Origin of the sequence: Streptomyces sp. NPDC001544 (assembly GCF_042894285.1) — a bacterium.
GTDB lineage: Bacteria > Actinomycetota > Actinomycetes > Streptomycetales > Streptomycetaceae > Streptomyces.
Genome location: NZ_JBIAVN010000014.1, coordinates 38,726 through 65,324, shown reverse-complemented (window position 1 = coordinate 65,324; position 26,599 = coordinate 38,726). Strand labels below are relative to the sequence as shown.

Below are 26,599 nucleotides of genomic sequence, written 5' to 3'. Positions count from 1 at the left end.
GGCCCCCGGAGGGCCTTGCGGCGGGTCACTGTTGAGGCACGCCACTACGGCAACAGCCCGGAGGCGCATCCCCGAAATCATGAGCAAAGGACCCCCCCATGAGTTTCCCGACGGATCGGCCCGCGACCTGGTTCGTGACCGGTACTTCCCGCGGTCTGGGCCTGGAGCTGGTCACGCAGCTGCTCCAGCGCGGCGACCATGTCGCCGCTACGACCCGTTCCACGGAGCGGCTGCTGGCAGCCCTCGGTGACCGCGTCGACACTTCGCGGCTGCTGCCGCTGACCGTTGACCTGCGTGACGACGAGCAGGTCCGGCAGGCAGTGCGCCAGGCCACGGAGCGATTCGGCGGGCTCGACGTGGTCGTCAACAATGCTGGCTACGGCTACCTGGCCGCGGTGGAGGAGACGAGTGCCCGCGAGGTTCGCGACATGCTCGACGTCCAGGTCGTCGGGGTGTGGAACGTATTGCGTGCCGCGCTGCCGGTGCTTCGCGAGCAGCAGAGCGGTCATGTGGTCAACGTGTCGTCGATTCTCGGGCTGACCGCGGTTGCGGGCTGGGGCCTCTACTGCGCGGGCAAGTTCGCGCTCGAGGGCTTCACCGAAGCGCTGGCCCAGGAGATGGTCGGCTTCGACGTCAAGGTCACCATCGTCGAACCCGGCTACTTCCGCACCGATTTCCTCACCACCGACTCGCTTGCGCTGCCCGCCTCGACGACGGACGCGTACCCGGCTCTGCGCGAGATGACGGAGAACCACCTCAAGCTCCAGGGCAGCCAGCTGGGCAACCCGGTCCAGGGCGCGGAGGCGATCATCCGCCAGGTTGTCAGCGGCGAGGGCCCGCTGCGCCAGCTGCTCGGCTCGGACGCCCACGCCTACGCCACCGCGAAGGTCGATGCCTTGCGCGCGAACCTGGAGGCCACCGCGCAGACCGCCAACGCCACTGACTTCGCCGACGCCTGAGAATTCGCCGCTGGTCCCTGGAAGGAACACATCGTGCGCAAGATTCTGATCGTCATGTCCGCCGCCGCCATCTGGGAACGCAACGACGGCTCGCACTACCCGACCGGGTACTGGGCCGAAGAGCTCGCCGCGCCCCACGAGAGGTTCGTGCAGGCCGGCTTCACGGTCGACTTCGCTTCCCCGGGCGGCATTCTGCAGCCGCTCGACGCCCACAGTGCCGACCCGGAGATCGCCGGGCCGGACTGTGCGCACTACGTGGAGCACGCCGCCCGGGCCCTGCGTGAGTTCGGTCCGCTGCTCAAGCTGGACGAAATCGACATCAACGACTACGTCGCCGTGGTGATCCCCGGCGGGCACGGTCCCGTGGTCGACCTCTACCAGGACCGCGACCTCGGCCGCCTGCTCACCGAGGCGGACGCGGCAGGAAAGATCATCGGCGCCGTCTGCCACGGCCCGGCCGGCCTTCTGTCCGCCGTGGACGAGAACGGCAACTGGCTGTTCGCAGGTCGGGAGCTGACGGCCTTCACCGACGAGGAGGAGCAGAGCTTCGGCACTGCCGAAGGCGCTCCATGGCTGCTGGCCGGCACGCTGCGTCAAAAGGGCGCGAAGCACTCCGGAGGACCGGCGTACCAGCCGTACAACGTGCAGGACCGGAACCTCTTCACCGGCCAGAACCCGGCCTCCAGCGCCCCCATGGCCGAGGCCATGATCGGCGCGCTCAAGTAGCAGTGTCCACCAGCTAGCCAGCCGGGAAGCCGACAGCCTGCCCTCTAACCGGTCTTTCCCCGGCTGCCGCAGTTTGTGCCGCCCGCCCCCATTGGTCCGGGAGCGGCGGCACCAACCGCATCCGTCGGCTGATGGTCCCCATCATGATCGCTCGGGGAGAAGCGTGGAATCCGTGATCACATCTCTGTCTCAACCCGATGCCGTCGGACGTGTCGAGAAGGGCTTGGTCATCGGTGGTCGATGGCGATCGGCATCCGGCGGGGGCAGCTTCTCGGTGGAGGATCCGGTCACCGGGCGGACACTGTGCGAGGTGTCGGACGCGACCGCGAGGGATGCGCTGGCCGCCCTTGATGCCGCAAGGCACAGGCGAAGTGGGCTGCGGTAGCCCCGCGCCGACGGGGCGAGAGCCTTCGGCGTGCCCGCGACCTGCTGATCGAGCGCATTGACGAGTTCGCGTTGCTGATCACCCTGGAGATGGGCAAGTCACTGGCCGAGTCCCGGGCGGAGGTCGAGTACGGCGCGAACTACTTGCGCTGGTTCGGTGAGGAAACCGTCCGGATCGACGGAAGCTGGAAGGTCGGCGAGGACGGCACCGCCCGAGTACTGGTCACCCGTCAGCCGGTCGGCCGTGCGCGACGGCATCGTGCACGGAGGCGCCGAAGGCGGCGAGCAGGACATGTCGGCGTGACCGTGAGGCGCGCGCCGTCGGGCCGGGAACCGGACGTTCCTGACGCGGCACCGCACAAGCGTGTGCCGGTCCGTGCCGGGCTCTGAAAGCGTCCGGTAAGGAAGCTCTCCCTACCTTCCGTCAGTGAGGTGAGCAGCGGCTGCCGCCGCTGCCGATCACTGGGAGGGAATCGTGGAGAAGCTGAGCGGATGGGTGATCCGCCATCGGCTGGTGGTGGGTCTCAGCTGGCTGGTGATCACGGTGGTGGGCATGCTGGTGGCGCCGTCGCTCTCGGGCCGGCTGCAACCAGGCACCCCCATGTCACCGGCCCCGGCTACACCGCCAACGTGCAGATCGCCCGGAGCTACGGAGGCGCGTCCCAGGACCCCGCTGTCGTGGTCCTGGACCTCCCGACCGGACAGACCGTCAATTCGCCGCAAGCGCAGGCGAAACTGCGGGCGGTGGACAGGGGCATCGCCACGGCGGCACCGAGCCTGCGCCTGGTCTCCTACGCCTCGACCGGCAGCCGGACGCTGGTCGGGACCGGTGGGACGAGCACGATCGTCCTGGCCTATCCGCCGAAGCCCAGTGACGACATGGACACCGATCAGATCAACGCCCTCACCAGGGCTGCCACAGCCGCGGCGCCAGGTCTGACCGTACACGGCACCAGTCTGCGGGCCCTGGAGGCCGGCAACACCACCGGCGGCGGCAACCCCAGCGTCACCGGTGAGCTGATCATCGGAGCAATCGGCGCGCTGGTTGTCCTGGCCTGGGTGTTCGGGTCGCTGCTGGCGCTGTGTACTGACGATGCAACTGCTCGTCTACGGGCTGACGTTTCTGATGCCGTCGTCCTCGCCGATCCACCCGGCCGTGCAGTACATCGTGGCGCTGCTGGGCCTGGGCCTGTCGATCGACTACTCGCTGCTGGTGGTCACCCGCTGGCGTGAGGAGCGCGCGGCCGGCATGAGCAACGACGAAGCGGTGCGCGCGGCCGTGCAGCGGGCCGGGCACAGCGTCTGGTTCAGCGGCATGGTGGCCTCGCTCGGCCTGTGCGCGCTAACCGTCATCCCCGACTCGATGGTCCGCGGCATCGGTGTGTCCGGGCTGTTCATCCCCTCCACCGCGACCCTGGTCGCGCTGACGCTGCTCCCCGCGGTGCTGTCCAAGATCGGGCCGCGGGTGGACTGGCCGCGGCGGGCGTCGCGACGGCAGGCGGACAGCCGGTTCTGGACCGGTTGGTCGAAGTTCGTGATCAAGCACCGCGTGGCTTCGGCGGTCGCGGGCCTGGGCATCCTGGCCGCGCTGACCGCCACCGCCGCGACCATCGACATCAGCAGGCCGAGCAGCCACGCACTGGCCACCGCCGGCGCCTACACCGACGGCCTGCACACCCTGGAAACCGACGGATTCCCGTCCGGGACGTTGACCGCAGTGCCGGTGTACGTCCCGAACCCCATCGACGCGGGGAACACCGTGAACGCCCTGGACACCGTTTCCAGCTTGCGCGGCGCCGCAGCCCCGGCAGGACCGGCCTGGCACACCGGGGGCAGCGCGATGGTCATCGCGATCCCGTACCACGAGGTCGGCAGCGCCGACGGCGGCACCTCGCTGGCCGACATCCGCCGCAGCGTCCCACCCACCGAGACCGGCGAGGGCCGGGGCGAGGGCACCCATGAGGAACTGGGTGGTGCCCAGCAGCGCGGAGGCACTGCCCGCCGCGTGCGGGGCCCGCTGCAGGCACAAGGCCGTGGTGGTGGGCAGGATCATGCCGACCGGACAGGCGGTGAACAAGAGCGCGACCGCGATCCAGGGCAGACCCGCGTGCGTGGTGGTGACCAGGAGTACCAGGGCCGCGCCCGCGGTGGCGAGCACGGCCAGGCCGGTGGTCAGCACACGGAGCCAGGGGTAACGGCCCAGCAGCAGCTTGCCGTTGAACTGTCCGGTGGCGACCATGCCGAGGGAGTTGAGGCCGAAGAGCAGGCTGTACATCTGCGGGGAGGCGCCGTAGATCTCCTGGAGGGTGAAGGAGGAGCCGGCGATGTAGGCGAACAGGGCGGCGAAGCCGAGGCTGCCGGTGAGCAGGTGGCCGGTGAACGAGCGGTCGCCCATCAGATCGCGCATGGTGCGCAGGGTCGCCGGGAGCCCGCCGTGTCGTCGTTCCGGACGCGGCAGGGTCTCGGGCAGCACGGGGGCGGTGGCCGCCAGGATGGCCAGCCCCAGGAGCGTGAGGGTGACGAACACGCCGTGCCAGGAGGTCAGCCGCAGCAACTGGGCGCCCAGCACAGGGGCGAGGATCGGCGCGGTGCCGGAGACCAGCATCAGGGAGGACAGCAGACGGGCAGCGGCGAGTCCGTCGTACAGGTCACGTACGACGGCCCGGGCGATGACGATGCCGGCGGCCCCCGCCAGGCCCTGGACCAGACGCATGCCGATGAGCACTGCCGGATCCGGGGCGAGGGCGCACAGGGCACCCGCCACCACGTACACCGACAGGCCCGTGAGCAGCGGCCGGCGCCGGCCGAAGGCGTCGCTGAGCGGGCCGATGACCAGCTGGCCCAGGGCGATCCCGACCATGAAAGCCGTCAAGGTGAGCTGCGTGACGGCCTGTGAGACGTGCAGGTCCGTACTGACCCGGGGAAGGGCTGGCAAGTAGAGGTCGATGGTGAGGGGACCGAGTGCGGTCAGGGAGCCGAGGACCAGGACGAGGGGGAGGTGGCGGGGGCGGCGGCCTCGCGCCTCGCGTCGTTGAGTGTCGTCCGCGGGGGTGCCGGTCTGAGGAGTTGCGTCCATCTGTGTTCCAGACTGCGTCGGTCGGCGGTGCGAGCGGCGGGGTTGCCTGCCGCTCGCGGCCGCCGCAGAGGAGTTGGCCGGTACGGCCGTGTCAGCGGTCGAGGTGGGCGACGAGCAGGTTGGGGTCCTCGTTCGTGAGGTACGCCGCGCTCGGGACGTACACCGTGTGGCCGTGGACCGCGACGGAGGTCGGAGTCTGGAGGCCGTCGGCGGCCGTGAGCACCGCGGTGTGGGTGCCGTCGGGGCGGACGAGGTCGACCTGGTTGTCGTCGCGGGCGGCGAGGAGGGTGTCGCCGTGGCCGGTGAAGGCGAAGTCGTCGATGGAGGGCATGCCGCTGGCGTGCACCTGGATCCTGCCCGCGGTGCCGCGCGCCGTGACCGGGATGCGCAGGACGGTTCCCTTGTCGAGGTTGGTGGCCCAGACGGCTCCGTTGTGGAGCTTCAGGCCGTTGGCGCCGGCGAAGGTGCTGGGTTCGAGCGCCTCACCGCGGGCCCAGACGGTGACGGTGCCGCCGCGCGTGGGGAGGCGGTAGATGACGCCGTGGACGGAGTCGGTGACATAGAGCTCTTGCGTGCGCTGGTCGAGGGCGAGACCGTTGGGCAGCCCGTCGGCGGGCAGGGCGGCGATCCGGTGCGGACGGCCACCGGGGCGGAGTGCCCAGACGCCGGTGAGGTCGGCGGTGCCGGTGGCGTAGGTGACGTAGAGGGTTCCGTCTTCGGCGCGGGCGATGCCGCCGACGAACGCCTTACCCAGGTTGGGGGTGTTCGCCTTCGCGGGTGCGGGGAGCGTGGCCAGCACCTGAGTGCGTCCGCCGGGGGCGACGCGGACGAGCTGCCGGGCGAAGGAGAAGGTCAGGTACGCCGATCCGGTGCGGTCGACGGTGATGTTCTCGGGCTGCTGCGCGGCCGCCAGGCTGAAGTGGGCCGCGACATGCGGCGCGGAGAGCGGCTCGGTCGCCGCCGTGGCGGTCGCCACGGAGGTCAGCAGGGCCGCGGCGGCGGCGAGCGTGGTGACGGTGGTGCGGACGGGCATGGGGTGGTTCTCCTGGTGACTGTCGGGACCACTGCCGGCCCGGGGGGAGAGGCGGGCCGGCAGTGGAGCTCGATGGGGGCGATGGACCGGTTCAGGGGGCGACGATCTTGATGGTGCTGGCCCAGCCGTGGCCGCCGTCGCGGAGCTGGAGCGCCATATGGAGCAGCTGGAAGCCCTCCAGCTGGCGTGCGTGCTCGAGCGCGCCGACGTCGACCGGGTTCAGTCCGCCGGAGGCGACCAGTTCGACCACTTCCTTCCGGGCGCCCTGGTCGTCGCCCGCGATGAAGACGTCCAGGGGAGTGCCGTTCACCTGACCGGCCACGAGCGTGGTGGCGAACGTCGTGTTGAACGCCTTGACCACACGCACCTCCGCTCCTGCGGCCTCGGCGATCTGCTCGGCGGCGGACGTGTGGTCCGGGGCGACGACCAGTGCGTCGAGCGAGGCGTCGACGGGGTTGCTGATGTCGATCAGCACCTTGCCGCCGAGCCGCGGCCCGTAGGAGGTGGCGAGCTGTCTGGCCGCGTCGAAGGGCACCGCGAGGACCACGATGTCCGCCTGGTCGACGGCGGATTCGTCGGCGGCGCCCACCCGCCCGGCGCCGTCGGCCTGTTCGCGTAGTTCGTCGACGAGCAGTACGGCCTTGCCCGGGTCCTTGGCGGTGATGGTGACGGTGTGGCCGCCGGCCAGGGCCCGGGTGGCGATACCGCGGGCCATGTTCCCGGCACCGATGATGGTGATCTTCATGGGTGTGGTCCCTTCTCTCTGCCGGGTGCCGCACCGCTACTGGGCGCGCACCCGCACGACGTTGAACGGCAGCTTCGGGTCGGTGATCTGGAACTGGAAGTTGACGATCAGCAGGTCGCGGCCGTCGAAGGCGGCCGTGGACGGGCTGTGCATGCCGTGCCCGTGGACCGTGCTGACGAGGCGGGCCTTGGTGTAGTCGCCGTTCAGCTTCAGTACGGCGATCTGGCCGTCGGGGTTGTCCAGTTCGGTGACGGCGGTGAGGGTGTGGCCCCTGAGGAGCAGGCCGTCGCCGGAGATGCCCTTGGCGCCGCCGAGGGTGATCGGTACGACCTCGTGGGAGCGGATGTCCACGCGGTAGAACGCGTAGTCGTTGTAGTCGGCGAGCAGCACGTAGCGGCCATCTCCGGTGACCACCAGGCCGTTGCCGTTGAAACCGGCGTTGTAGACCATCGGCGAGCGGGTCAAGTCGACTCCCACGCGCAGGGGCTGCTCGACGGTGCGGCTCTTCAGCTCCGCGGTCGTGATGTGCCACAGCGCCGGGTGGAGGGAGTCGGAGACGTAGGCGTTGCCGTTGGGGGCGAGGGCCACGTCGTTGAGGAAGGTGTCGGTGCGGCCGGTGTCGAACACGTGCAGCAGGGCGCGGGTGCGGGTGTCGTAGACGAAGACCTTGCCGGTGGCGCCTCCGGCGACGATGAGCCGGCCGGCGCGGTCGGTCTTCATGCCGGCGACCGACACGCGTCCGTCCTTGCCGCCGGGCAGGAAGACCTTGGTCGCGCTGTGGTGGACGTCGCCGCGGTAGATGGTGCCGTCGTTGGTGCTGCCGACGTAGAAGTACGGAGTGCCCTGCTGGCGTGCGATGCCCTCGGGGTAGGTCTTGTCGCCGGAAATGGTGTAGCTGGTGGGCAGGGGCGCCGGGTGGTGGGCGTGGTGCGGCAGGGTGCCATCCGTGGTCGCGAGGGCCGGGGCGGCGCCGCCCAGGACGAGGAGGGCGGCCGTTGCGACGGCCGTGGCAAGGGGGCCGCGGAGACGTACTGAGGACATGACGGATCTCTCCGGATGAGCGTGTGTCGATGAAAGGCGGAAGACGAGCGGGGCTCAGCCGGCGGCGGGGAAGAGGGACCGGTTGGCGATGTCGATGATGAACGGGCCGACGTGGGCCGGGTACTTGTCGACGATCGCCTTCTTGTAACCGTCGCCGTCGTCGCCGAGCAGTTCGCGGGCGTCGTCGAGGTAGCGGCGGATGTCCTCGTAGACCTCGGGCCCGGTGGGGGCGCCGTGGCCGGCGAGGATCGTGTCATAGCCGGTCTCGGAGGCCAGTGCGTCCAAGGCCTGCTGCCAGCCGGTGATGTCGTTGTTGCCCAGGTAGAGGTGGACGTCGTTGTAGACGAGGTCCTGGGCGATCAGGACGTGCTGCTGGGGCAGCTTGATGAGGAGTTCGTCGGCGGCCTCGCCGCCGGAGACGGCCTCGAAGACGAAGGGGACGCCGTCGATGACCTCGGTGCCCGGGACGAGGGCGACGTTCGGGGTGAAGTCGGCGAGCGGGATGACCTGTCCGGTCGGCAGGTGGCTGTCGCCGCGGGCGATGATCTGCTCGGTCACCTGGGACAGGGCGTGGACGGGGGCGCCGAAGCGGGAGGCGCCGTTGTAGTGGTCCGGGTGGGCGTGGGTGACGATGAGCCGGTCGATCGGCTTGCTGAGGCCCTTGGCGTAGGCGACGGCCTCGTCTGCGTAGGCGGGCAGCAGCTGGGCGTCGATCGCGATGATCCGTGCCGGGGTCTCGATCAGCTGGGTGGTGGTGTGGAAGGTGTCGGCCGGGGACATGTAGCTGTGGATGCGGACCGTGCCCTTGTCGAGGACCGTGACCGTGCCGTTCATGGGGAGGCTCCTTGTGGTGGGTGCGGCCGCATGCCGCATTGATGTCCTCCACTCTTGTCGTGTTGCCCCAGGCAGGCGAGGTACGCTGAAGACGCGGCATGGTAAATCGAGGACATCTGGAGATCGTGATGCTTCCCGCAGACCTCGGAGACGGCGATCCCGCCCCCGGAGGCGCCATCCTCCGGCTCGGCTTCCGTCCCCCCGAGGAGCGGGTTCCCGGGTTCGAGATCATCGATCTCGCCACCCTGCACGAGCGGCGCCTGCGGCGGGGGCGGCGGCCCGACCTGGTGCACCGGGTGGACTTCCACACCCTTACGCTGATCACGGAGGGCAGTGGGGAGCACGCGATCGACTTCGTGACCTACCCGTGCCGCCCCGGCACCCTGTTGTGGGTCCGGCCGGGTCAGGTCCAGCGTTTCGTCCGGCCCGGCACGGCGAACGGCGCCCACCTCCTCTTCACGCCGGCCTTCCCGCCGCATACCAGCAGCGCCGACCGGCTGGTGAGGGAGTGGTACGGGCCGGCGTGCCGGCAGCTGGGCGCGAGCCCCGAGTACGCCGTTCTGTCGACATTGTTCGGTCAGATGCGGGCTGAGTACGACCGCCCGGAGGAGACCGTGTCGGCGGAGATCCTCCAGCTCCTGCTGGCGACCGTGCTGTTGCAGATCGACCGGCTGCCCCACCCCGAGGGCGGTGGCGACCCGCACGCGGGCGGCGAGGTGTACCGCCGCTTCCGCGGCGAGCTGGAACGCTCGTACGCCACCACCCGCCGCGCCGCCGACTACGCCCAGCGCCTGGGGTACACCGTCAAGACACTGACGCGTGCCTGCGTGGCGGCCACCGGACAGCCCGTGAAGCACGTCATCGACGCCCGAGTGGCATTGGAGGCTCAACGGCTGCTCGCCCACACCGACGAGCCGGTGGCGACGATCGCACGACGGCTGGGCTTCGTCGAACCCACCAACTTCGGCAAGTTCTTCACCCGCCACACCGGCGTGACCCCTGGTGCATTCCGCCAGGCCCATCAGGGCGCATAACCGCCTGACAACTCACGAAAAGACAATGAGACGGTTACGCGGAGTTCTTTTTTCTGCCGGGTTTCGGTTGAGTCGAAACGCTCGCATTCGATGGCGGCGCACCGCCTTCGCGCAGCAGGGATAGGCTGCTGATCAGCCACGGTGGAACCAGGTCGCGTGGAGATCGTCATGCGGGTCGAAGAATCGCAGCCCATGTACGCCCCGCAGCGGGAACCGATCCCCCGGCTCGCTTTCCGTCCGCCGCAGGAGCGGGTGCCGGGCTTCGAGATCATCGAGCTGGCCACACTTCACCGACGTCGGGCCCGTCGGGACCCGGGCGGAGTGCACCGCATCGATTTTCACACCCTCTCCCTGATCACGGAGGGCGACGGGGAGCACGCGGTCGACTTCGTGACCTACCCCTGCCGTCCGAGCACGCTGCTGTGGGTGCGGCCCGGCCAGGTGCAGCGGTATGTCCGTCCCGGCAGCACCAACGGCCTGCACCTGCTGTTCACCCCGTCCTTCCTGCCGCTCTGCAACACCGCTGACCGTCTGCTCAACGAGTGGCGCGGCCCCGTGTGCAGGCAGCTCGGCACGAGCTCCGACTACGCCGTCCTGGCGACGCTGGTGAGCCAGATCCGCGCGGAGTACGACCGCTGCGACCAGCCGGTGTCACCCGAAATGCTCCGGCATCTGCTCGTCGCCGTACTGCTGCACATCGACCGGCTCTCGTACACCGACGAGGGGACCGACGCGCAGGCGGGCGGGGAGGTGTACACCCGCTTCCGCGCCGAGCTGGAGCGTTCCTACGCCACCACCCGCCGTGCCGCCGACTACGCCGACCGTCTGGGTTACACCGTCAGGACTCTCAGCCGTGCCTGCATGGCCGCCACCGGGCAATCCGTCAAACGGGTCATCGACGAGCGCGTCGCCTTGGAGGCACAGCGGCTGCTCGCCCACACGGACGAGCCGGTGGCGACGATCGCACGGCACCTCGGTTTCCCGGAATCCACCAACTTCGGCAAGTTCTTCACCCGGCACACGGGCACCACCCCAGGTGCCTTCCGTGAGCCCTACCAGTCCGACAGCTCTCACTCCACGGTGGGCCGCTGATCGTCGCTGTCGTCGTTTGACCATGGCGCGTCTCCCTTCTACCTTGCCGACGCGTTCCGTCGGGGAAAGGGTTGAACGCGATCACGATGCTTACCTGATGACACGGCTCCGAGTGCAGAACTCTCAATCCGCATGGCAAGGGTTTTGGAGATGTGCACGGAGAAGCGCCTGATGCGAACGCGTGAATCACCGAGCTGACCGGCGCCGAATTCTCGGTGCGGCCCGTCCCGTCACCCCTTGCAAGGAGCCAAAGTTGAGCACGTTGTCCTTCACGATCCTCGACCTGGACTTTCCCGCCGGCAGCAAGAACAAGACCGCCACCCTGGTCACCGGTGAGACGGACGCCCTGCTGGTGGACGCCGCGTTCACCCGGGCCGACGGCCACCGCCTGGCCGCCGAGATCCTCGACTCCGGCAAGAAGCTGACCACGGTCTTCGTCAGCCACGGCGACCCCGACTTCTACTTCGGCGCCGAGGTCATCGCCGACGCCTTCCCGGAGGCGAAGTTCGTCGCCACCCCGATCGTCATCGAGCACATCCAGCACTCCTACGCGGGCAAGCTCAAGGCGTGGGAGGCCTTGGGCCCGAACCTCCCCACCCGACTGGTCGACCTTGAGCCCCTGACCGGCGACCTCACCCTCGAAGGCCACCGCTTCGAGCTCAAGGGCGGCCCCGCCGGACCGCCCGACCGCCATTACCTGTGGCAGGCCGAGCACCGCGCCCTCCTCGGCGGTGTCCTGCTCTTCCAGCGGGAGCACGTCTGGGTCGCCGACACTCCCACCCCCGGCGACCGAGCCGCCTGGATCAACCTGCTGGACGAGATGGCCGCCCTGAACCCGGAGCTGGTCGTGCCCGGCCACCGCCTGCCCGGCGCGCCCGCCGACGCCTCCGCCATCACCGCCACCCGCGACTATTTGCTCGCCTTCGAGGAGGAGCTGGGCAAGGCGGCCGACGGCGCTGCGCTGACCGAGGCGCTCGTCGCCCGCTACCCCGACCACGGCATGCTGATCGCCGCCCAGATCGGTGCGAAGGTCGCCAAGGGCGAGATGAAGTGGGGCTGAGCCCGATGCCGCACCGAAGCGACGACTTCGCGACCTCCACCGCTCCCGCCGACGTCGTACGCCGTCAGTACTTGGCCTCCGCGGCCGGCGACCTGGAGGCGCTGCGGGCCACCCTCGCCCCGGACGTGGAGTGGACGGAGATGGCGGGCTTCCCGCTCGCCGGCACCTACCGCACCCCCGATGGCGTGACGTCGAACGTGATGGAACAGCTCGGCAAGGACTGGGACGGCTGGACCGCCCACGACGACACCTACGTCGTCGACGGCGAGAACGTCGTCGTCCTGGCCCGCTACACCGCGACGAACAAGGCCACCGGCAAGCCGATCGACGTCCGCGTCGCCCACCACTTCGTCGTCCGCGGCGGACTCATCGTCCGCTTCGAACAGTTCGTCGACACCGCCCTGGTCCGCGACGCCATGACTGCCTGACCCGCACCCCAGGATGCTCCACATGAACCCCACCGTTGTGCTGGTGCACGGGGCGATGCACACCCCGTGGATCTTCGAGCCGCTGCGCGAGCGGCTCACCGCCCGTGGCATCGAATCCCGAGCCGTGCAACTGCCGAGCAGCAACCCCGACAGTGCCGCCACCGAAGGACTGACCGAGGACGTCGCGGCCGTCCGGGACGCGATCGACGCGGTGGGTGGCCCCGTGGTGCTGGCCGCCCACTCCTACGGCGGGGTGCCCGCCACCTGGGCCGCCGCCGAGGCGGAACGGGTCGCCGAACTGGTCTACCTGGCCGCGTTCGCACTCGAACCCGGCACCTCGATGATGGAGTGGATGGGCGGAGACTACCCGCCCACCTGGATCCACTCGCCCGACGGACGCGCCGTCAAGGCAGGGGACGCCGAGCAGTCGATCTTCAGCGGTGTCGACCCCGCCCTGACCGCCGAGGCGGTCCGGCGTCTCAACTGGCAGGGCACGCGCGCCTTCACGGAGAAGCTGGCCGCCGCGCCGACGGAGGTACCCCTGACGTACGTCGTCGCCACCGAGGACCCGGCGTTGCCGCCCGCAGTCCAGGAGCAGTGGGCCGCACACTGCGACCACAGAGCTCGTGTCCCCTCCGGGCACTCGCCCCACCTGTCCCACCCGGACGAGGTGGCCGCGGTCCTCGCCGAAGCGGTTGCCCGGGCCGCCACCCGCGGCTGACCACAGAGAGACCTGCACGGTCGGCTCCGGGCGTTGCCGAACGCCCGGAGCCGACCGTCGTTGTGCGGGCATGGACTGGGCTGCCTGCCGGGAGTGCGGTGAACGATTTCCATGCCCTTCTCGCTTCGGATGAGGGCACTGAACAACCCGGCGAACCTAATCCGTAGTTAAGGGCGTCCCGATGGAGCAGGGGTTCCTCGGGATGTTCGACTACTGGGCTGCGACGCCTCCGGCGAACCGGGTCTGCTGAGACCTCCGCATAGAGCGGCGCGCGGTCCCAGTGCGCGGTGTGGTGGCGGTTGCGTGGACGCCGGGCGGACGCCTACTGAGGTCCCCGGCCACGATGCCTCGACCCAGAGCGAGCGCTGTTCGGCGTCTTTGTGGCCGCCACCACACGGTAGGGGTGTTGGCGCCCGCTGGCGCCGGACGGACATCTGAAGCCTGCACGGTCTGAGAGACCCGGGCTGAGACCTGATGCCGCCCGGCGCCGCCGAACGTCAACACCCGCCCCTTGATCACTCGTTGGTGTTGGTGGTGCGAGCCCGCCACACGGTGACCCCTTGGTACCGCCCGAGCCGTTCGAGCTCCCGCGCAGACCGGGGCCCGCGGGGTGCGCTGGTGCCACGAACGGCTAGTGAGGTGTCGGCCCGACCCTGCTGCGGTCGAGGCCTGGGATTAGGTCGCTCGCGTGGCCCGCATGCGCTCGTGACCAGCGCAAACACCCGGCACATAGGGGAGGGAACACTTTGATCTACTGCGGAATCGACTGGGCGGAACGCACCCACGATGTCGCCTTGGTCGACGACACCGGCACGTTAGTGGCCAAGCGGCACATCACCGACGACGCGGCCGGCTACAAGGTCCTGTTGGAGCTGCTTGCCGAGTACGGCAACACCGAGGAGAACCCGATCCCCGTGGCGATCGAGACATCCCGCGGCCTGCTCGTTGCCGTGCTGCGGACCGGGACGCGGAAGGTGTTCGCGATCAACCCGATGTCGGCCGCCCGCTACCGCGACCGCCACTCCGTCTCGCGCAAGAAGTCCGACCCCGGCGACGCCCTTGTCCTGGCGAACATCCTGCGCACCGACATGCACGCCCACCGACCCCTGCCGGGCGACAGCGACCTCGGTCGTGCCATCGGCGTCCCAGGTGCACGCAGCGACGCCACAGCATGTCGTGATCGGAGGCCACGGTCGACCCTCCCTAGGGCGAGTGAAAACACCTCAGGCTGAGGACCAGCCCAACCGGCGCCGACTCTCCAACTTCCCACTACGCGCGATGCACGTACAGAGCGGAAGCCAAGATCCCCGACAGCGTCAGGTACTGAAGGCGCTGATGGCCGCGTGCGGGGGCACTGCTGCTGGACTCCGGTGCATGTGAGCAACGTCGCCAATCAAACGCACGCCCTCCAGCAGCGTCCCGAAGCGCGCGCCCGTCTCAACACCCTCTACATGACGACCTACTTCGCAGCCGGGTCCGTCGGTTCCGCGGCAGGAGCGCTGCTGTTCGCACACATCGGCTGGACCCCGACCACCCTGGCCGCCGCAGCTCTGGCCGCGCTCGGCGCCACGCTCGCAGCCAGAGCGTAGCGAAGCGTTCGACAGTCTTCTCAAGGCCGGGTGCAACCGTCGGCACATCCGTCCCGCATCCGCCCTGACCGGCAGGCTCATGACCCACATCTTCGGAGGCACCGTACGCAGTGCGTCGCGGTGACATAGGCGGTGCGCTGACGGACAAGCGCCACCGGTGCACCGGTTCTAGGGTTGCGGCATCCGAGGAAACCGAACCGACGCCGCGCGTCGGTGATCTCGGTGCTGTTCGAACCGGCAGTGTCCGGTCGGCCTACCCCTACGGAAGTCGGCTCGGTTCCCGCCATGGCCCTCACTGAAGGAGCGATCAATGAGTGATCCGAAGAAGGTCCTGTCCGATCTGGTGCTGTCCAACTCGACGGAGCACGCGCCGCTCGACGCGCCCTGGGACGCGATCGACATCGCCGACTGGTTGCTGAACCTGCCCGACAAGGAGTACCAGCGCTGCGCGCCGCCCGACCACAAGGCGGCGGGTTACACCACGACCGACGACGGCAGGCCGATGTCGATCAACGTGGAGATGATCGGCACCGGACTGGTGATCCAGCACTACGTCGCCGAGATCGCCGAGAAGCACCACTGCCACATGGTGTCCACCTCCGATGTGCTCACCCCGCACGGCTGGACGACGGTCCAGGTGATCTGGGACCTGTCGGCCAAGGACAACGGCGACGGCACCGTCACCTACACCAACCAGGTCACCAGCCACCCCACCCAGGAGTTCATGGGCTTCCTCGAGAAGACCGGCGGCACCTTCGAGGAAGCAGCCGCCGCACGGCAGGCCGCCTCCGGTGACCACAACCGGCGGGAAACCCCGCTGTTCGCCGCAAGCATCGCCCGCCACGCCCACGCAGGGAGCGCACAGTGACCACGCAGCCCGCCGTGCATTCCACTCCTGCGTCGCCGCGTGAAATGGCCCGCGCCTTCACCCCGGCCCTGACTGAGCTGGTGGAGGACCCCCTGTACAGCCAGGTGTGGGCGGATCCCGCGCTCAGTCCCCGGGACCGCAGCATCGCCACCGTCGCCGCGGTCGTGGCGCTTTACCGCGCCGAGGAACTGCCCGCGCAACTGCGGCGGGCCGTGGACAACGGAGTGACCCAGGCCGAACTCGCGGCGATCATCACCCACATCGCGTTCTACGCCGGCTTCCCGGCAGCCATCAGCGCCTCGGCCATCGCGGCCCGCACGCTCCTGGACTGAGAACGCACGCCCCGAGTCCGCGGGCCACCGCCCGCTCCCGCTCTTCCACGTACATGGAGGACCGCATCCACGCGTCCCGCGCACAGCGGTCCCGTGACGACGGAAGAGGGCCGGACGGTTGGCGCGCGGTCCCGGCCGCGGCTATCTCAGCGTCGGCCGTCGCGGCACCGACGCTTCCGGACCAAGCGCGGCAGGCGGCACGGTACTGGGTCGTCGGCTCTCCTCCGACCCCATTCATTCGACGATCGCGTTCACGTGTTCCGTAGAGCAGGAGTCCTGATGACGACAGTGGAGGGCCGGGCGGTTCCGCCGCACCGGCGGTTGGATCCCTGGTCGGCGTTCAGCCTTCAGGCCTCGGTGGTGGTCTTCTTCCTCGCGGGGGCCAGCGCGCCCACCCCGCTCTACGCCACGTACCAGCAGGAGTGGCACTTCTCACCGATACTGATGGCGCTCGTTGAAAACGACCACTCCCTGCTCGGGGATGCCCCGGACCTGCTCGATGGATCTCCCCACCCATGCGGCACCTGACCTGCGTCCGGGCGGCCCTCGTGGTCGTCGCCGGGCCTGCTGTGGGACAAGCCCCGGTGCCGGTCAGTCCAGGTCGGACATGTCCAGCACGAAGCGGTAGCGGACGTCGTTGCGCTCCAGGCGTTCGAGAGCGGTGTTCACCTGGGACGACGGCAGCAGTTCGATGTCGGCGGTGATGCCGTGTTCGGCGCAGAAGCGCAGCATGGCGGCTGTGGACGGGCGGCCGCCGCTGCCGGCGGAGCTGAGCTTCTTGCGGCCGATGAGCAGGTCCACGGTTTCCACGGTGACCGGTTCGAGGTGGCCGAGGTGGCTGAGGGTGCCGTCCATGGCGACCACACGCAGGTACGGAGCCAGGTCGTGGGGGGCGGAGATGGTGTCGATGACCACGTCGAACTGGTCGCGGACCGCTTCCATCTGTTCGGGGTCGGTGGACACGACGAATCCCTGCGCACCCAGGCTGCGCGCTTCGTCAGCCTTGTCCGGGGTCCGGCTGATGACGGAGGTCGTGGCGCCGAGTCCGGTCGCCATCTTGACCGCGAGGTGTCCCAGGCCGCCCAGCCCGGCCACGGCGACCGTACTGCCTGGCCCCACTCCGAGCGCTTGCAGCGGTTCCCAGACGGTGACGCCGGCGCAGAGCAGGGGGGCTGCAGCGGCCGCGTCGAGGGCCGCGGGGAGACGGTAGGCGAACCGATTGCTCACGACGTACTCGCGGGAGTACCCGCCCAGCGTCGTCGACCCGTCCTGCCGGTCGGCTCCACCGTAGGTCAGCGTCGGGAACTCACGGCAGAAGTTCTCCTGGCCGGCCAGGCACATGCGGCACATGCCGCACGAGTCGACGATGTTGCCGACGGCCACGGGGTCGCCCGGGGAGAAGTTGGGAGCCGCGCTGCCGACCTCGGTTACCACGCCTGTGAACTCATGTCCGGGTACGAGCACGCCGTTGGCGTCGCTCTCGTGCGCCTGCAGTGCGTGGAGGTCTGTGTGGCAGACGCCGCAGTACTCGACACGTACTGCGATGTCGTCCGGGCGCAGGTCCCGGCGCTCCAGCGTCGCGCGGCGCAAAGTCCGTGTCGCGCTGTCCGCCTGCCATCCGGTCGTGGGACGCATCTCTGACTCCTAAGACAGACTGTTCGGTCTATTTGAGAGTAGGTGCATGCCAGCCGATAAGCAAACAGACGAGTCTGTCTGTTAGGGTGCGGAGTATGCCTGACCAGCCATCCAGCAGCCGCGGAGCCGCGACGTACCAGCGCATCGTCGACGCCGCCACCGAGGAGTTCGCCCGGTACGGCATCGCAGGCGCACGCATTGAGCGAATCATCGCCGCCGCACGCACCAACAAGGCGCAGCTTTATGGCTACTTCGGCAACAAGGAACAGCTCTTCGACGCGATCTTCTTCGCCTCACTGGAGCGGATCACCAACGTCGTCCCCATCGACGCCGAAGACCTCGCCGACTGGGCGGTGCGCCTCTACGACGAGTACCTCAGCCGCCCCGATCTGATCCGGCTCGCGACCTGGGCACGCTTGGAGCGCCGCCCGACCGGCTATCTCGTGGCGGACCACGACCGCTACGACGACCACAAACTCCGCGCCATCGCAGAGGCCCAGGCCGCCGGACGCATCAGGCAGGGAGACCCCTTCGACGTAATGGCCATGGTCATCGCCATGTCCATGGCTTGGTCCCCGGTGAGCAACGTCTACGCTGCCTCCGCCCAGGAGCCCACGAGCGTGCACGACCACCGGCGCACCCTGCTCCGAGACTGCGTAAGCCGCGCCGTCGCCCCGGACCGGGGAGCCTGAGCAGACCACGACGGTTCGGTGCGGCCCGCACACCCAACGAGCGTGCGAGCCCGGCCTTCACCTGCAAGGCGCTCGTCTTCGCTCCCCACTCGGTTGAGGGGCGAAGCGAGTGGAGCGACGAGCAGCCATGGCCGATTCCAGGGCTCTGTCCGCAGTTCCGTGAACAGCGCACTGGTCAGTGGGTTGTGTCCCCCGCCCTGTCAGTAGGCTCGCCTCGTGACGGATCACGGCATTGAGGTCCCGGTCTTCCGACTTCATGTTGTGCCAGCGGTTCTCGCCCTTGCGAGTCCGTCGTGGCAGCGCGATGTCTGGCTGCGGCCAGAGGAGTTCGAGGGCCTGGACTACGTGGTCACCGTACTGTTCGACGACTTCTGCAACGCAGACGATCCCGCGCCGTGGCTGGGCAAGAGCCTGCGGACCGAGGAGGAAGTCGCGCTCATGAAGGAGCTGGGCGAGGTCTACTCGACCGTGCAGGAAGAAGTGGGGCGCGGTGCCCCGGACGAGGTCTACCTAGACGCTCCAGCCTAGGGCAACGTGATCGCAGTCGCGGGCAGGTTGGCTCAGGTGATGGTCACCAATGACCTCCAGGCTGCGGCTCTCCTGCATGAACAGCTCAACCTTCCTCACCACCAGAGGCCTACTGAAGGGGCATCGATGGCTGAGTGAGGATGCGAGTGCGGAGGAGTTCGAACGAGGCCCGGCCGTACATGGCTCGTTTGAGTGTTTTCACGCGGTTCACGTGTCCTTCGACCACACCGGAACTCCACCGGAGGGTGAGTCCGGCGGTGACGGCGTCGAGGTCCTGGCGGAGGAAGCCGGCGAAGCCCTTCATGGGCTTCGGTGCGTCCTGCTCGGCCTGCCGGATCCACTCCAGCAACAGGTATCCGCGCTGGTGACGGACCAGGTCGGCGAACGCCCGAGCGAGATCGCAGGCCCGGGTGATGTCCGGGCAGGCGAGCCGGACTTGAAGGAGTCGCTTGTCCTGGCTTTCGGTGAGTGTTTCTCTGGGCTGCATGATCCACGAGGTGATCTTGCGGGGCTCGGGATGCCGGCTGGGACCGGTTCGGCGGTGCCCGCGCGGAGGGCGGCGAGGTGTTTGCGAACGACCTGGCGGCTGCCTCGTTAGCCGCGGGCCTGGATCTCCAGGAACAGTCGGGTGCCGCTGACCTGGCCCTTGGCTTCGGTGAAGCGGGTGTTGAGGTATGCCTTGAACGGCTCCAGGACGCCGTTGGGCGGCGCTCGCGGGCGGAGGCCAGTAGTTCGTCGAGGTCGGTGTCGCGGAAGCGGCGCACGGTCTTGCGGTCGAGGCCGAGGCGGCGGGCGATGGCGCTGATCGTCCAGCGTTTCTCCAGCAGGCGGTGGATGTCCTCGTAGCGGTGGCGGGTGCGTTCGATGGTCTGGGTGCGGGGCAGTTCCGCGGGCGGTAACTGCATCTGGGGCAGCTCCGGCACCTCGGTCATCGTCTCCTCCTCGGCACGTTTGCGCAGGCAGTCGCGGTGCTGGTGGCAAGTCTTCTCCACTGCGGAGGACAGGTTCTGCAGCAGGTGCCAGCGGTCGGCGACTTCCAGGGCATGAGGAGCGGCCTCCTTGACTGCCTTGGTGTAGGCGGTGGCCCGGTCCCGGCGGATGATCTCGGCGCCGGGATGTTCGGTGAGCCAGGCTGCGAACGTCTCCGAGGTGCGGTCGGGCAGCACGTCCACGGCCCGGCCGGCCTCGACGTCGACCAGCACGGTGCCGTAGGTGCAGCCCTTGCGGAAGGCGAACTCGTCCACCCCCAGTACCCGCGGCGCACGGTCCGGCACCGTCGGCGCTACCAGCAGCCTGAGCAGCCGGGTACGGCCCGCAGCCATCCGCGGGCGGCGGCACAATCGTGCGGCCGGACGGCCGCCGAGCTCGAGCGCGATCGACCGCAGCCAGCCTGTCAGCCCGGTGCTGGAGCGGCGGTGCCGCTCAGAAAGCCCTGGCACCTGCTCGACGAACGTCTTGCGGGAACAGCTTTTCCGGTCACAGAAGTACCGGCGGACCCGCAGCCGGACTATGACCCGGCGAGATGCCAATGGCCTTTCGTCCAGGGCGCGCTGGTATTAACTGTGTATGCGTCTCGCCTGTTTCCGGCAGTCCGGGCACCGGCCCGGGCGAGCGGTGGACACGGCCTCCACCACGAGGACGTCGGAGGAGTCGCTGACGCGCTCCACTCGCACATCGATCCCGGGAAACAGCACAGCCTCGACCGTCTTGTTCGCCATGCCAGGACATACTCTGCCGAACGATCCCTCGCTCACACCGCTGACATGGGGATTCACGGAACTGCGGACAGAGCCAGATTTCAAAGAGCGCCATCAGGGTTCGGTTCGATGCGCCCGTTCGAGTGCCCGTCAGGGGCAGGCGGGAAGCAGGTGAGTCTCGGCGCCGGGGCAGTGGCAACAGGGCGGCCACGCTCCGTGCCTTGAGGTAAGCCCTTTCGGGTGCCCGAGTTTGTGGCGTGCATGCCTGTCTGGGATGTCACATGACCAGAGGCGGCTATCGAACGTGGGGGGTCGTCCGCCAGCTGCCCTTTGATCGGTTCTTGACTTCGGCTGCTTAGCCTCGACAACGAAGGCGGAAGTCTCGAAAATATGTTTCATTACTCGCTGTGTCGGTCGTAGCGGTCCGTGTTTGATTCATGGAACGTGCCGCTCCCCGTCAGGGCGTGGTGAGGATGTGAAGGCGCACCACTGGGTGCGTCTTTGTTCCGCGTGAGCCTCCTGGGTTGCTCGTGTCGGATCCATGGGGGCTGCGCTTTCTTCGCAGAGGGGGACGCACGTGAGACGTGCGCGTATGACGGTCGTGGCGATGGTGACCGGGGCTGCGTTATCGCTGCTGGGTACAGGGGTGGCGTCGGCAGGCACGGGGCCGGCGCCGAGCACCCCGAACACCCAGACTGGTACGGCCGGCACGGAGGCGGGCAATCCCGCGAGTTCGGCGGCGCAGGCGGCCGGTGTGTGCTCCGACGCCTATCAGATCGGCACAACGTCCTACATATACCGGGGCCCGGACACGATCGCCTCGGTCAAGCAGTTCTACTCGCCCAACTGCAACAAGAACTACGGCTACCTGTGGGTGTGGAAGTCGTTCCTGGACAAGAACATCAACTTCGATGTGAAGGTCGGCGTCTGGTCGTACAAGCGCAACTTCCTAGTGGGCCAGAGGCTCGAGTTCGGCACGCACGCGCAGGAGTTCTGGGGAAATGCCGCCGACACTACTGGTGAGTGCACGTCGGGTGAGGGGACGCTGACCCTCCCGAACGAGGCGGGACCGTACACGGCCCGTTCCTCGCAACGCTGCTGACGCGGCATCAAACGCTGTTCCGGATCGGCCCGGCCGTACTTGCCACCGGTCGCCGGCCGACTGCTCCACACGCAGGGCGGGGTGGCACCCCTTGCCCGGGTGCCACCCCTGTTCGGACCTGCTCACATCCGCTGTCTCGAGCATTGGAGAGATCCTCGTGAATGTTCGCATGCCCGCGTTACCCCGGCGTAGACGATGGCTGCCGTTGTCGGTCGTGGTCGTGGCCACCTCGACCGCCATGATCACGGCCGCCCTCCCGGCGATCGCACAGCCGGGTGCACAAGCACGTACCTTGGCGGCGGCCACTGCGGCGAAGACCGGCCCGACACCGCTGGGCGTCACCGAACCGCCGGCCAGCACACCGGTCAGGACCACCGGCAAGCCGGGTGAGCCGGTGAAGACCGTCGCGGCCGACCCGGGCGTCACCGCGCTGGGTGTGGGGCAGGTGCCGTGGTCGGAGTTCTACACCGCCCAGCTGTCCGACGCCGTGAGTGCGCAAGTCAACTACGGCAACGGCAACCTGCTGGTCACCGTCGACGGGTTCGACATCGCCGACGCCGGGCCCGGCCTGGCGTGGGGCAACACCTTCAACAGCCTCAACCAGGTGGGCTGGAACGCCACCACCGGCGCCGACTACCGCATCTACGAGGCGACCCCGAACGCGGTCATCGTCGAGGGCCCCACCGGAACGGCCGCCGTCTTCGCCCGGGACGGGGACGGCTTCACCCCGGCCAAGGGCTACAAGCAGGACCTCACCGAGGCGGCCGACAAGAAGTCCTTCACCCTCACCAGCCGCCGCACGGGCGAGAAGACGACCTTCACCCGCTCCGGGACGACCGGGGACGCGCGGGTGTCGAAGGTGGAGGACAAGAACGGCAACGCCACCACGATCACCTACTCCGGCGCCTTCACATCCAAGATCACCGCGGCATCGGGCCGGACGCTGACGCTCACCAACGACGGCAGCCACATCACCAAGGCCACCGACAACACCGGCCGCTCCGTTGGCTACACCTACACCGGTGACCTGATCAAGACGTTCACCGACACCGACGGCAAGACCACCGTCTTCGACTACGACACTTCCAACCGCCTGACGAAGATCACCACGCCCGAGGGCCGGCAGACCACCTTCACCTGGGACAGCCTGCGCGTCGCCTCCCTCACCCGCGTGGTCGACAACGCGACCGGCGCCGGGAACACCACCGCCTTCCGGTGGATTCTCGGCCAGGAGAACACCGACCAGGAAGGCGTCGTGCGGATCACCGACCCGCGCGGCAAGAACACCCTCAAGACCGTCGACGGCTACTGGCGCACCAAGAAGACCGAAGACCCCCTGGGCCACACCCGCTCCAAGTCCTGGGGCCCGGACAACGACATCGCCACCGCCACCGACGCCATGGGCGCCAGCCCGGAGGACGGCAACGTCACCAAGTTCACCTACGACGACGCCCTCAATCCCAAGAGCGTGACCATCCCCACCGGCGCGCAGGCCACGGCGTCGTGGGTGAAGAAGGGCAGCGGCTACTTCCCCGACACGCTCACCTCGGCCTCGGCGGACAAGACCACCAACGGCTATGACGACTCCGGCAACCTGCTCACCTCCACCGACACCACCACCGGCGGCACCGCCGCGAAGTGGACCTACACCTACAACCCGAAGACCGGGACGATGGACTGCGGCGGCCTGCCCGGCCAGCGCTGCACCGCCACCGACCCCCGTGAGAAGAAGACCAGCTACACCTACGACTCCGAGGGCAACCTGACCAAGGTCACCCCGCCCGGCCCGCTCAAGCCCGTCACCTACACCTACGACGACCTGGGCCGGCAGAAGACCGTCACCGACGGCCGCGGCATCACCACCACCTACACCTACGACAACCGCGACCGCGTCAAGACCCAGACCGCCGGCAGCACCACAGCCGCCTTCACCTACGACGCGGACGGCAACCTCAAGACCCGCACCACCCCGGCGGGCACGTCGACGTTCACCTACGACGAGCAGAACCGCGAACGCATCCGCACCCTGCCCGGCACCGGCACGACGTCGATCACCTACGACCCATCCGGCAACGTCGCCACCGCCACCGACTCCGCCGGCACCGTCACCTACGGCTACGACGACGCCAACGAACTGACCTCGGTGACCGAACCGGGCGGCGCGAAGACGACGTTCGACTACAACAACGACGGCAAGCGCACCAAGACCACCTTCCCCGGCGGCACGACCCAGACCGTCACCCCGGACGACTCCAGCCGACCCACCAAGGTCGAGGTGAAGTCCGGTACGACAACGCTGTCGTCGATCTCCTACGACTACTCGCTGTCCGGCAAGGACACGGACAAGATCCACAAGCGAACCGCCGACGGCGCCGCGACCACATACACCTACGACACCGTCGGCCGGCTCACCAAGGCGGTGGAGACCAAGAGCGGCTCTACGACAGCAGGTTGGGCCTACTGCTACGACAAGGCGGGCAACCGCACGGGAAGCTCCACCGGCACGTCACTCCCGGCCTGTGACAAGGCCCAGCACACTTACACCTACAACGACGCCGGTGAACTGACCGCCTACGACTCCGACTCCGGCTTCGGCTACGACGGCGCCGGAAACGAGACCTCCGCCGCCGGCCCCACCGGCACCCGCACCAGCGAGAACTGGACCCCGTTCACCCAGCTCGCCGCCTACACCCAGTCTGGCGCCACCACCAACCAGACCTACGCCGGCGTGGACAACACCCAGCGCCTGACCCGCGACAGCACCACCTTCACCAACGCCGCGGTCGGCCTCACCGGCCAGAGCGCCTCCGGCGCCGCCACCGGTTTCGTCCGCGAACCGTCGGGCACCCTGGTGGCCATGAGGAGCGGGGGCAGCAGCCAGTACTACCTCACAGACGCCCAGAACTCGGTCATAGGCATGGTCGACACCACGGGCAAGCGCACCGCCACCTACACCTACGGTCCCTACGGCGAACAGCGCACCAACACCGGGACCCAGCAACCCTTTCGCTACACCAGCGCCTACCTCGACCCGTCCGGGCTGTACAAGATGGGCGCCCGCTACTACGACCCCGCCCTCGGCCGCTTCACCCAACCCGACCCCAGCGGCAAAGAAGGAAATGCGTACCTCTATGCCCAAGGGGACCCTGTCAACCGAACAGATCCCACAGGGGCCTTCTCCCTTCCGGATCTCGACAAGTTCGTCGGCTGGGCCGAGAACGCCAAAGAATTCTGGAGCATCGGGCAGGATCTGTTCTCTGGCAATGTCACGGGGGCTGCACGCGCCGCTGCGAGTCTCGCTGCGGGTTACGTGGTAGGTGCCGTCTGCGAGGCGGCGACTGGGCCGGAGAGCGGCTTCCTCTCGACTGTCGGGTGTTTTGCCGCGGGCTATAACACAAGTAAGGGCGTGGAGGCATGGCTTTCCTGACGTCCGCACACCGAAGCTCAACGTAAGCAAGACCACGAACAGGAGGTCACCGTGGGAATCGGCCGCAAGATCGAGGCCGCCGAAAACAGTACGCGCGGTCATCCGTGGGGCAATCTGGTTGCCGCATTCCTGGCCGTCTATGTGCTGATCGGCGTCGTCATGACCATAAGTGGATCTGCACCCAAGGAAGCATGGCTGGCCCCACTGCCTGCTTTGCTCGTAGTAGGAGCAGGTATCGGCGTAACACGAGCCCGTCGCCGGTGACCTTTCCTTACCCAATGCCGCTGGGGCAGCACGGTCCGCCCGTGCTGCCCCAGCAGGCGAGAAGCATTGCTGGATTGATTACTGGCGACGCGCGCCCATAGCGATGGGGGCGACCCCCGCGGTCCGAATGCACCACGCATCCGGTCACCCGACCGCGGCGGGCGACAGCGGACTATTCAGCGGGATGCTGCGTTGAGCTTCCCCTGCTGTGCGGGAGGTGCTGACTAGCTGGTCAGGGCGGGTTTGCGAGGTGTCGGGTTCACCGGTTCGGCCGGGCGCATCCGAAGGCGCATCCCTCGAGTGTTTCGCCGCCGGATGGGCAGCAGGAACAATCACTAGTAACGCAATCTCGGGATGACCATGGCCGGGGCGTAGGGAGTAAGCCCAGCGCCCCGGCTGATCACCGGCGAGGGCGCACATGCCAGGACTTGAACCGAACATAAGGCAGAAAGCGGCGATCCGCCGCTACTTCCAATTCGCAACGATGCTGCTGGTGATCGGCCTGATCATAGGGGTCACTGCTGCTGCTACCGGCTTCACCAGGGCCTGGATAGGCGTAGGTATCATTGCGTTGATCTAAATTCTATTCGCCATGTGGTATAGATCCCAGAGGCGCTGATCCCGGGTCCGTTCGTGAAAGTCCACAGCGCGCGCTCTCCACCGAGCTGGGCCAGTTCGGCGCTGGCTGCCGTCCGATGTACGCACCGCGCCCCGGCGACCCGGCCCGTTTCGACTGGACCGGCGGCACTCCCTGACCGCCTGGCTCAGTCGAAGGCGTGGATGACCATGTCCAGGATGGCGTGTATGCCAGTCCAGTCCTGGCTCGGCCGACGAGGGCAGAATCTCACGGGCGAGTTCATGCAGGGAGCGGCGCACGAGCTCGGCAGCGGCGCCATGACCCTGATCGTCCTGTGGTGGGAGACCCGCCACTGACGCATCGAGGGCCCGCAGCCGCTTGCGGGACCCTCGTCGGGCCCGCCGGTTGTGAAGGGACAACTCAGCCCGCTCCAACGGCCCGCCACGCGCCCGCCAGGACACCCGTGGCGCGGTGGCCGCGTTAATGGCCCGGCCGGACGCCTCCACGGCGACCTCCCGGTGCGCGGTGTTCTCCTTGTCGCCCAAAGCGTTCAGCAGCTGCTCCGTGGCGGTTCCGGCAGCAGGACGACCCGAAGCGGTCCCCGGCCATCGCCGCCCTCGAGGCCGTTCTGTACGAGGGGCGCGCGGCCCGCATCCACGTTATCTACGACGGACCCGCCACCGTCGGCGGTCGCCTCATCCCCGGTGCCCGCGAGCAGTTCTCCACCGTCATCCTCGCCCGGGTCAGCGCCGGCA

General features: G+C 68.5%; 24 protein-coding genes and 5 pseudogenes. 21 read left to right on the top strand and 8 right to left on the bottom strand.

Features of this window, described 5'->3' with window-relative positions:
• The first annotated feature begins 98 nt into the window (after nucleotides 1-98).
• From ACFY0F_RS29140 to ACFY0F_RS29120, 5 genes and pseudogenes are all read left to right on the top strand, one after another.
• Entirely contained in the window at nucleotides 99-959 is an 861-nt protein-coding gene (locus ACFY0F_RS29140) for an SDR family NAD(P)-dependent oxidoreductase (RefSeq protein ID WP_388800566.1), read from the top strand.
• Nucleotides 960-992: 33 nt separating this feature from the next.
• Nucleotides 993-1,685, top strand: coding sequence for a type 1 glutamine amidotransferase domain-containing protein (locus ACFY0F_RS29135; RefSeq protein ID WP_388800563.1), 693 nt, complete (start codon nucleotides 993-995; stop codon nucleotides 1,683-1,685).
• 414 nt (nucleotides 1,686-2,099) lie between these two features.
• Nucleotides 2,100-2,459: pseudogene (locus ACFY0F_RS29130) on the top strand (aldehyde dehydrogenase family protein); the annotation flags it as partial.
• A gap of 240 nt (nucleotides 2,460-2,699) precedes the next feature.
• Nucleotides 2,700-3,302 carry a hypothetical protein gene (locus tag ACFY0F_RS29125; RefSeq protein WP_388800560.1) on the top strand — a complete coding sequence of 201 codons (603 nt, stop codon included), beginning with the start codon at nucleotides 2,700-2,702 and terminating at the stop codon, nucleotides 3,300-3,302.
• A pseudogene (locus ACFY0F_RS29120) lies at nucleotides 3,196-3,540 on the top strand (MMPL family transporter); the annotation flags it as partial. The gene ACFY0F_RS29125 and the pseudogene ACFY0F_RS29120, both read left to right, overlap by 107 nt.
• Nucleotides 3,541-4,059: 519 nt before the next feature.
• Here the strand turns inward: ACFY0F_RS29120 and ACFY0F_RS29115 are convergent.
• The 5 genes and pseudogenes from ACFY0F_RS29115 to ACFY0F_RS29095 form a co-directional block, all read right to left on the bottom strand.
• Nucleotides 4,060-5,145: pseudogene (locus ACFY0F_RS29115) on the bottom strand (multidrug effflux MFS transporter); the annotation flags it as partial.
• Between the two features lie 91 nt (nucleotides 5,146-5,236).
• Complete coding sequence (locus ACFY0F_RS29110) at nucleotides 5,237-6,178, bottom strand: SMP-30/gluconolactonase/LRE family protein (RefSeq protein ID WP_388800557.1); 942 nt, start codon at nucleotides 6,176-6,178, stop codon at nucleotides 5,237-5,239.
• 91 nt (nucleotides 6,179-6,269) lie between these two features.
• Nucleotides 6,270-6,923, bottom strand: coding sequence for an NADPH-dependent F420 reductase (locus tag ACFY0F_RS29105; RefSeq protein ID WP_388800554.1), 654 nt, complete (start codon nucleotides 6,921-6,923; stop codon nucleotides 6,270-6,272).
• A gap of 36 nt (nucleotides 6,924-6,959) precedes the next feature.
• Nucleotides 6,960-7,964, bottom strand: coding sequence for an SMP-30/gluconolactonase/LRE family protein (locus ACFY0F_RS29100; protein WP_388800551.1), 1,005 nt, complete (start codon nucleotides 7,962-7,964; stop codon nucleotides 6,960-6,962).
• Nucleotides 7,965-8,018: 54 nt separating this feature from the next.
• Nucleotides 8,019-8,798, bottom strand: coding sequence for an MBL fold metallo-hydrolase (locus tag ACFY0F_RS29095; RefSeq protein ID WP_388800548.1), 780 nt, complete (start codon nucleotides 8,796-8,798; stop codon nucleotides 8,019-8,021).
• A gap of 128 nt (nucleotides 8,799-8,926) precedes the next feature.
• Between ACFY0F_RS29095 and ACFY0F_RS29090 the strand changes: the two genes are divergently transcribed.
• The 10 genes and pseudogenes from ACFY0F_RS29090 (at nucleotide 8,927) to ACFY0F_RS29045 (ending at nucleotide 16,450) form a co-directional block, all read left to right on the top strand.
• Entirely contained in the window at nucleotides 8,927-9,832 is a 906-nt protein-coding gene (locus ACFY0F_RS29090) for an AraC family transcriptional regulator (protein WP_388800545.1), read from the top strand.
• Nucleotides 9,833-10,000: 168 nt separating this feature from the next.
• Nucleotides 10,001-10,924, top strand: coding sequence for a helix-turn-helix domain-containing protein (locus ACFY0F_RS29085; RefSeq protein ID WP_388800542.1), 924 nt, complete (start codon nucleotides 10,001-10,003; stop codon nucleotides 10,922-10,924).
• Between the two features lie 253 nt (nucleotides 10,925-11,177).
• Nucleotides 11,178-11,984, top strand: a complete 807-nt coding sequence (locus ACFY0F_RS29080; protein ID WP_388800539.1) for an MBL fold metallo-hydrolase — start codon at nucleotides 11,178-11,180, stop codon at nucleotides 11,982-11,984.
• Nucleotides 11,985-11,989: 5 nt separating this feature from the next.
• Nucleotides 11,990-12,412 carry a nuclear transport factor 2 family protein gene (locus ACFY0F_RS29075; RefSeq protein ID WP_388800536.1) on the top strand — a complete coding sequence of 141 codons (423 nt, stop codon included), beginning with the start codon at nucleotides 11,990-11,992 and terminating at the stop codon, nucleotides 12,410-12,412.
• A gap of 22 nt (nucleotides 12,413-12,434) precedes the next feature.
• A complete protein-coding gene (locus ACFY0F_RS29070; protein ID WP_388800533.1) occupies nucleotides 12,435-13,133 on the top strand; it encodes an alpha/beta fold hydrolase in 699 nt (232 codons plus the stop codon).
• A gap of 746 nt (nucleotides 13,134-13,879) precedes the next feature.
• Nucleotides 13,880-14,278 (top strand): annotated as a pseudogene (locus ACFY0F_RS29065) (transposase); the annotation flags it as partial.
• 306 nt (nucleotides 14,279-14,584) lie between these two features.
• Nucleotides 14,585-14,722 carry a hypothetical protein gene (locus tag ACFY0F_RS29060; protein ID WP_388800530.1) on the top strand — a complete coding sequence of 46 codons (138 nt, stop codon included), beginning with the start codon at nucleotides 14,585-14,587 and terminating at the stop codon, nucleotides 14,720-14,722.
• 310 nt (nucleotides 14,723-15,032) lie between these two features.
• On the top strand, nucleotides 15,033-15,590 hold the full coding sequence (locus ACFY0F_RS29055; RefSeq protein ID WP_388800527.1) for a hypothetical protein: 558 nt from the start codon (nucleotides 15,033-15,035) through the stop codon (nucleotides 15,588-15,590).
• On the top strand, nucleotides 15,587-15,922 hold the full coding sequence (locus tag ACFY0F_RS29050) for a carboxymuconolactone decarboxylase family protein (protein WP_388800524.1): 336 nt from the start codon (nucleotides 15,587-15,589) through the stop codon (nucleotides 15,920-15,922). Before ACFY0F_RS29055 ends, ACFY0F_RS29050 begins: the two co-directional genes overlap by 4 nt.
• A 279-nt stretch (nucleotides 15,923-16,201) precedes the next feature.
• Nucleotides 16,202-16,450 (top strand): hypothetical protein, encoded by a 249-nt coding sequence (locus tag ACFY0F_RS29045; protein WP_388800521.1) that lies wholly within the window; start codon nucleotides 16,202-16,204, stop codon nucleotides 16,448-16,450.
• Between the two features lie 63 nt (nucleotides 16,451-16,513).
• Here ACFY0F_RS29045 and ACFY0F_RS29040 read toward each other — a convergent pair whose 3' ends face one another.
• Nucleotides 16,514-17,557 (bottom strand): NAD(P)-dependent alcohol dehydrogenase, encoded by a 1,044-nt coding sequence (locus tag ACFY0F_RS29040; protein WP_388800518.1) that lies wholly within the window; start codon nucleotides 17,555-17,557, stop codon nucleotides 16,514-16,516.
• A 95-nt stretch (nucleotides 17,558-17,652) separates the two neighbouring features.
• Between ACFY0F_RS29040 and ACFY0F_RS29035 the strand changes: the two genes are divergently transcribed.
• Both ACFY0F_RS29035 and ACFY0F_RS29030 read left to right on the top strand, forming a co-directional pair.
• A complete protein-coding gene (locus ACFY0F_RS29035; RefSeq protein WP_388800515.1) occupies nucleotides 17,653-18,249 on the top strand; it encodes a TetR family transcriptional regulator in 597 nt (198 codons plus the stop codon).
• A 216-nt stretch (nucleotides 18,250-18,465) separates the two neighbouring features.
• Nucleotides 18,466-18,777: a hypothetical protein gene (locus ACFY0F_RS29030; protein ID WP_388800512.1), complete on the top strand. Its 312-nt coding sequence runs from the start codon at nucleotides 18,466-18,468 to the stop codon at nucleotides 18,775-18,777.
• Between the two features lie 109 nt (nucleotides 18,778-18,886).
• On the opposite strand, the gene ACFY0F_RS29025 is transcribed toward ACFY0F_RS29030, so the two are convergent.
• Nucleotides 18,887-19,264, bottom strand: a complete 378-nt coding sequence (locus ACFY0F_RS29025) for a transposase (protein ID WP_388800509.1) — start codon at nucleotides 19,262-19,264, stop codon at nucleotides 18,887-18,889.
• 463 nt (nucleotides 19,265-19,727) lie between these two features.
• A pseudogene (locus tag ACFY0F_RS29020) lies at nucleotides 19,728-20,321 on the bottom strand (ISL3 family transposase); the annotation flags it as partial.
• A gap of 730 nt (nucleotides 20,322-21,051) precedes the next feature.
• Between ACFY0F_RS29020 and ACFY0F_RS29015 the strand changes: the two are divergent.
• The 4 genes from ACFY0F_RS29015 (at nucleotide 21,052) to ACFY0F_RS29000 (ending at nucleotide 26,200) form a co-directional block, all read left to right on the top strand.
• Nucleotides 21,052-21,576, top strand: a complete 525-nt coding sequence (locus ACFY0F_RS29015) for a hypothetical protein (protein ID WP_388800506.1) — start codon at nucleotides 21,052-21,054, stop codon at nucleotides 21,574-21,576.
• A gap of 169 nt (nucleotides 21,577-21,745) precedes the next feature.
• On the top strand, nucleotides 21,746-25,003 hold the full coding sequence (locus ACFY0F_RS29010) for an RHS repeat-associated core domain-containing protein (RefSeq protein ID WP_388800502.1): 3,258 nt from the start codon (nucleotides 21,746-21,748) through the stop codon (nucleotides 25,001-25,003).
• A gap of 51 nt (nucleotides 25,004-25,054) precedes the next feature.
• Nucleotides 25,055-25,267 (top strand): hypothetical protein, encoded by a 213-nt coding sequence (locus tag ACFY0F_RS29005; protein ID WP_388800499.1) that lies wholly within the window; start codon nucleotides 25,055-25,057, stop codon nucleotides 25,265-25,267.
• An 804-nt stretch (nucleotides 25,268-26,071) separates the two neighbouring features.
• Nucleotides 26,072-26,200: a hypothetical protein gene (locus ACFY0F_RS29000; protein WP_388800496.1), complete on the top strand. Its 129-nt coding sequence runs from the start codon at nucleotides 26,072-26,074 to the stop codon at nucleotides 26,198-26,200.
• Nucleotides 26,201-26,599 lie beyond the last annotated feature (399 nt).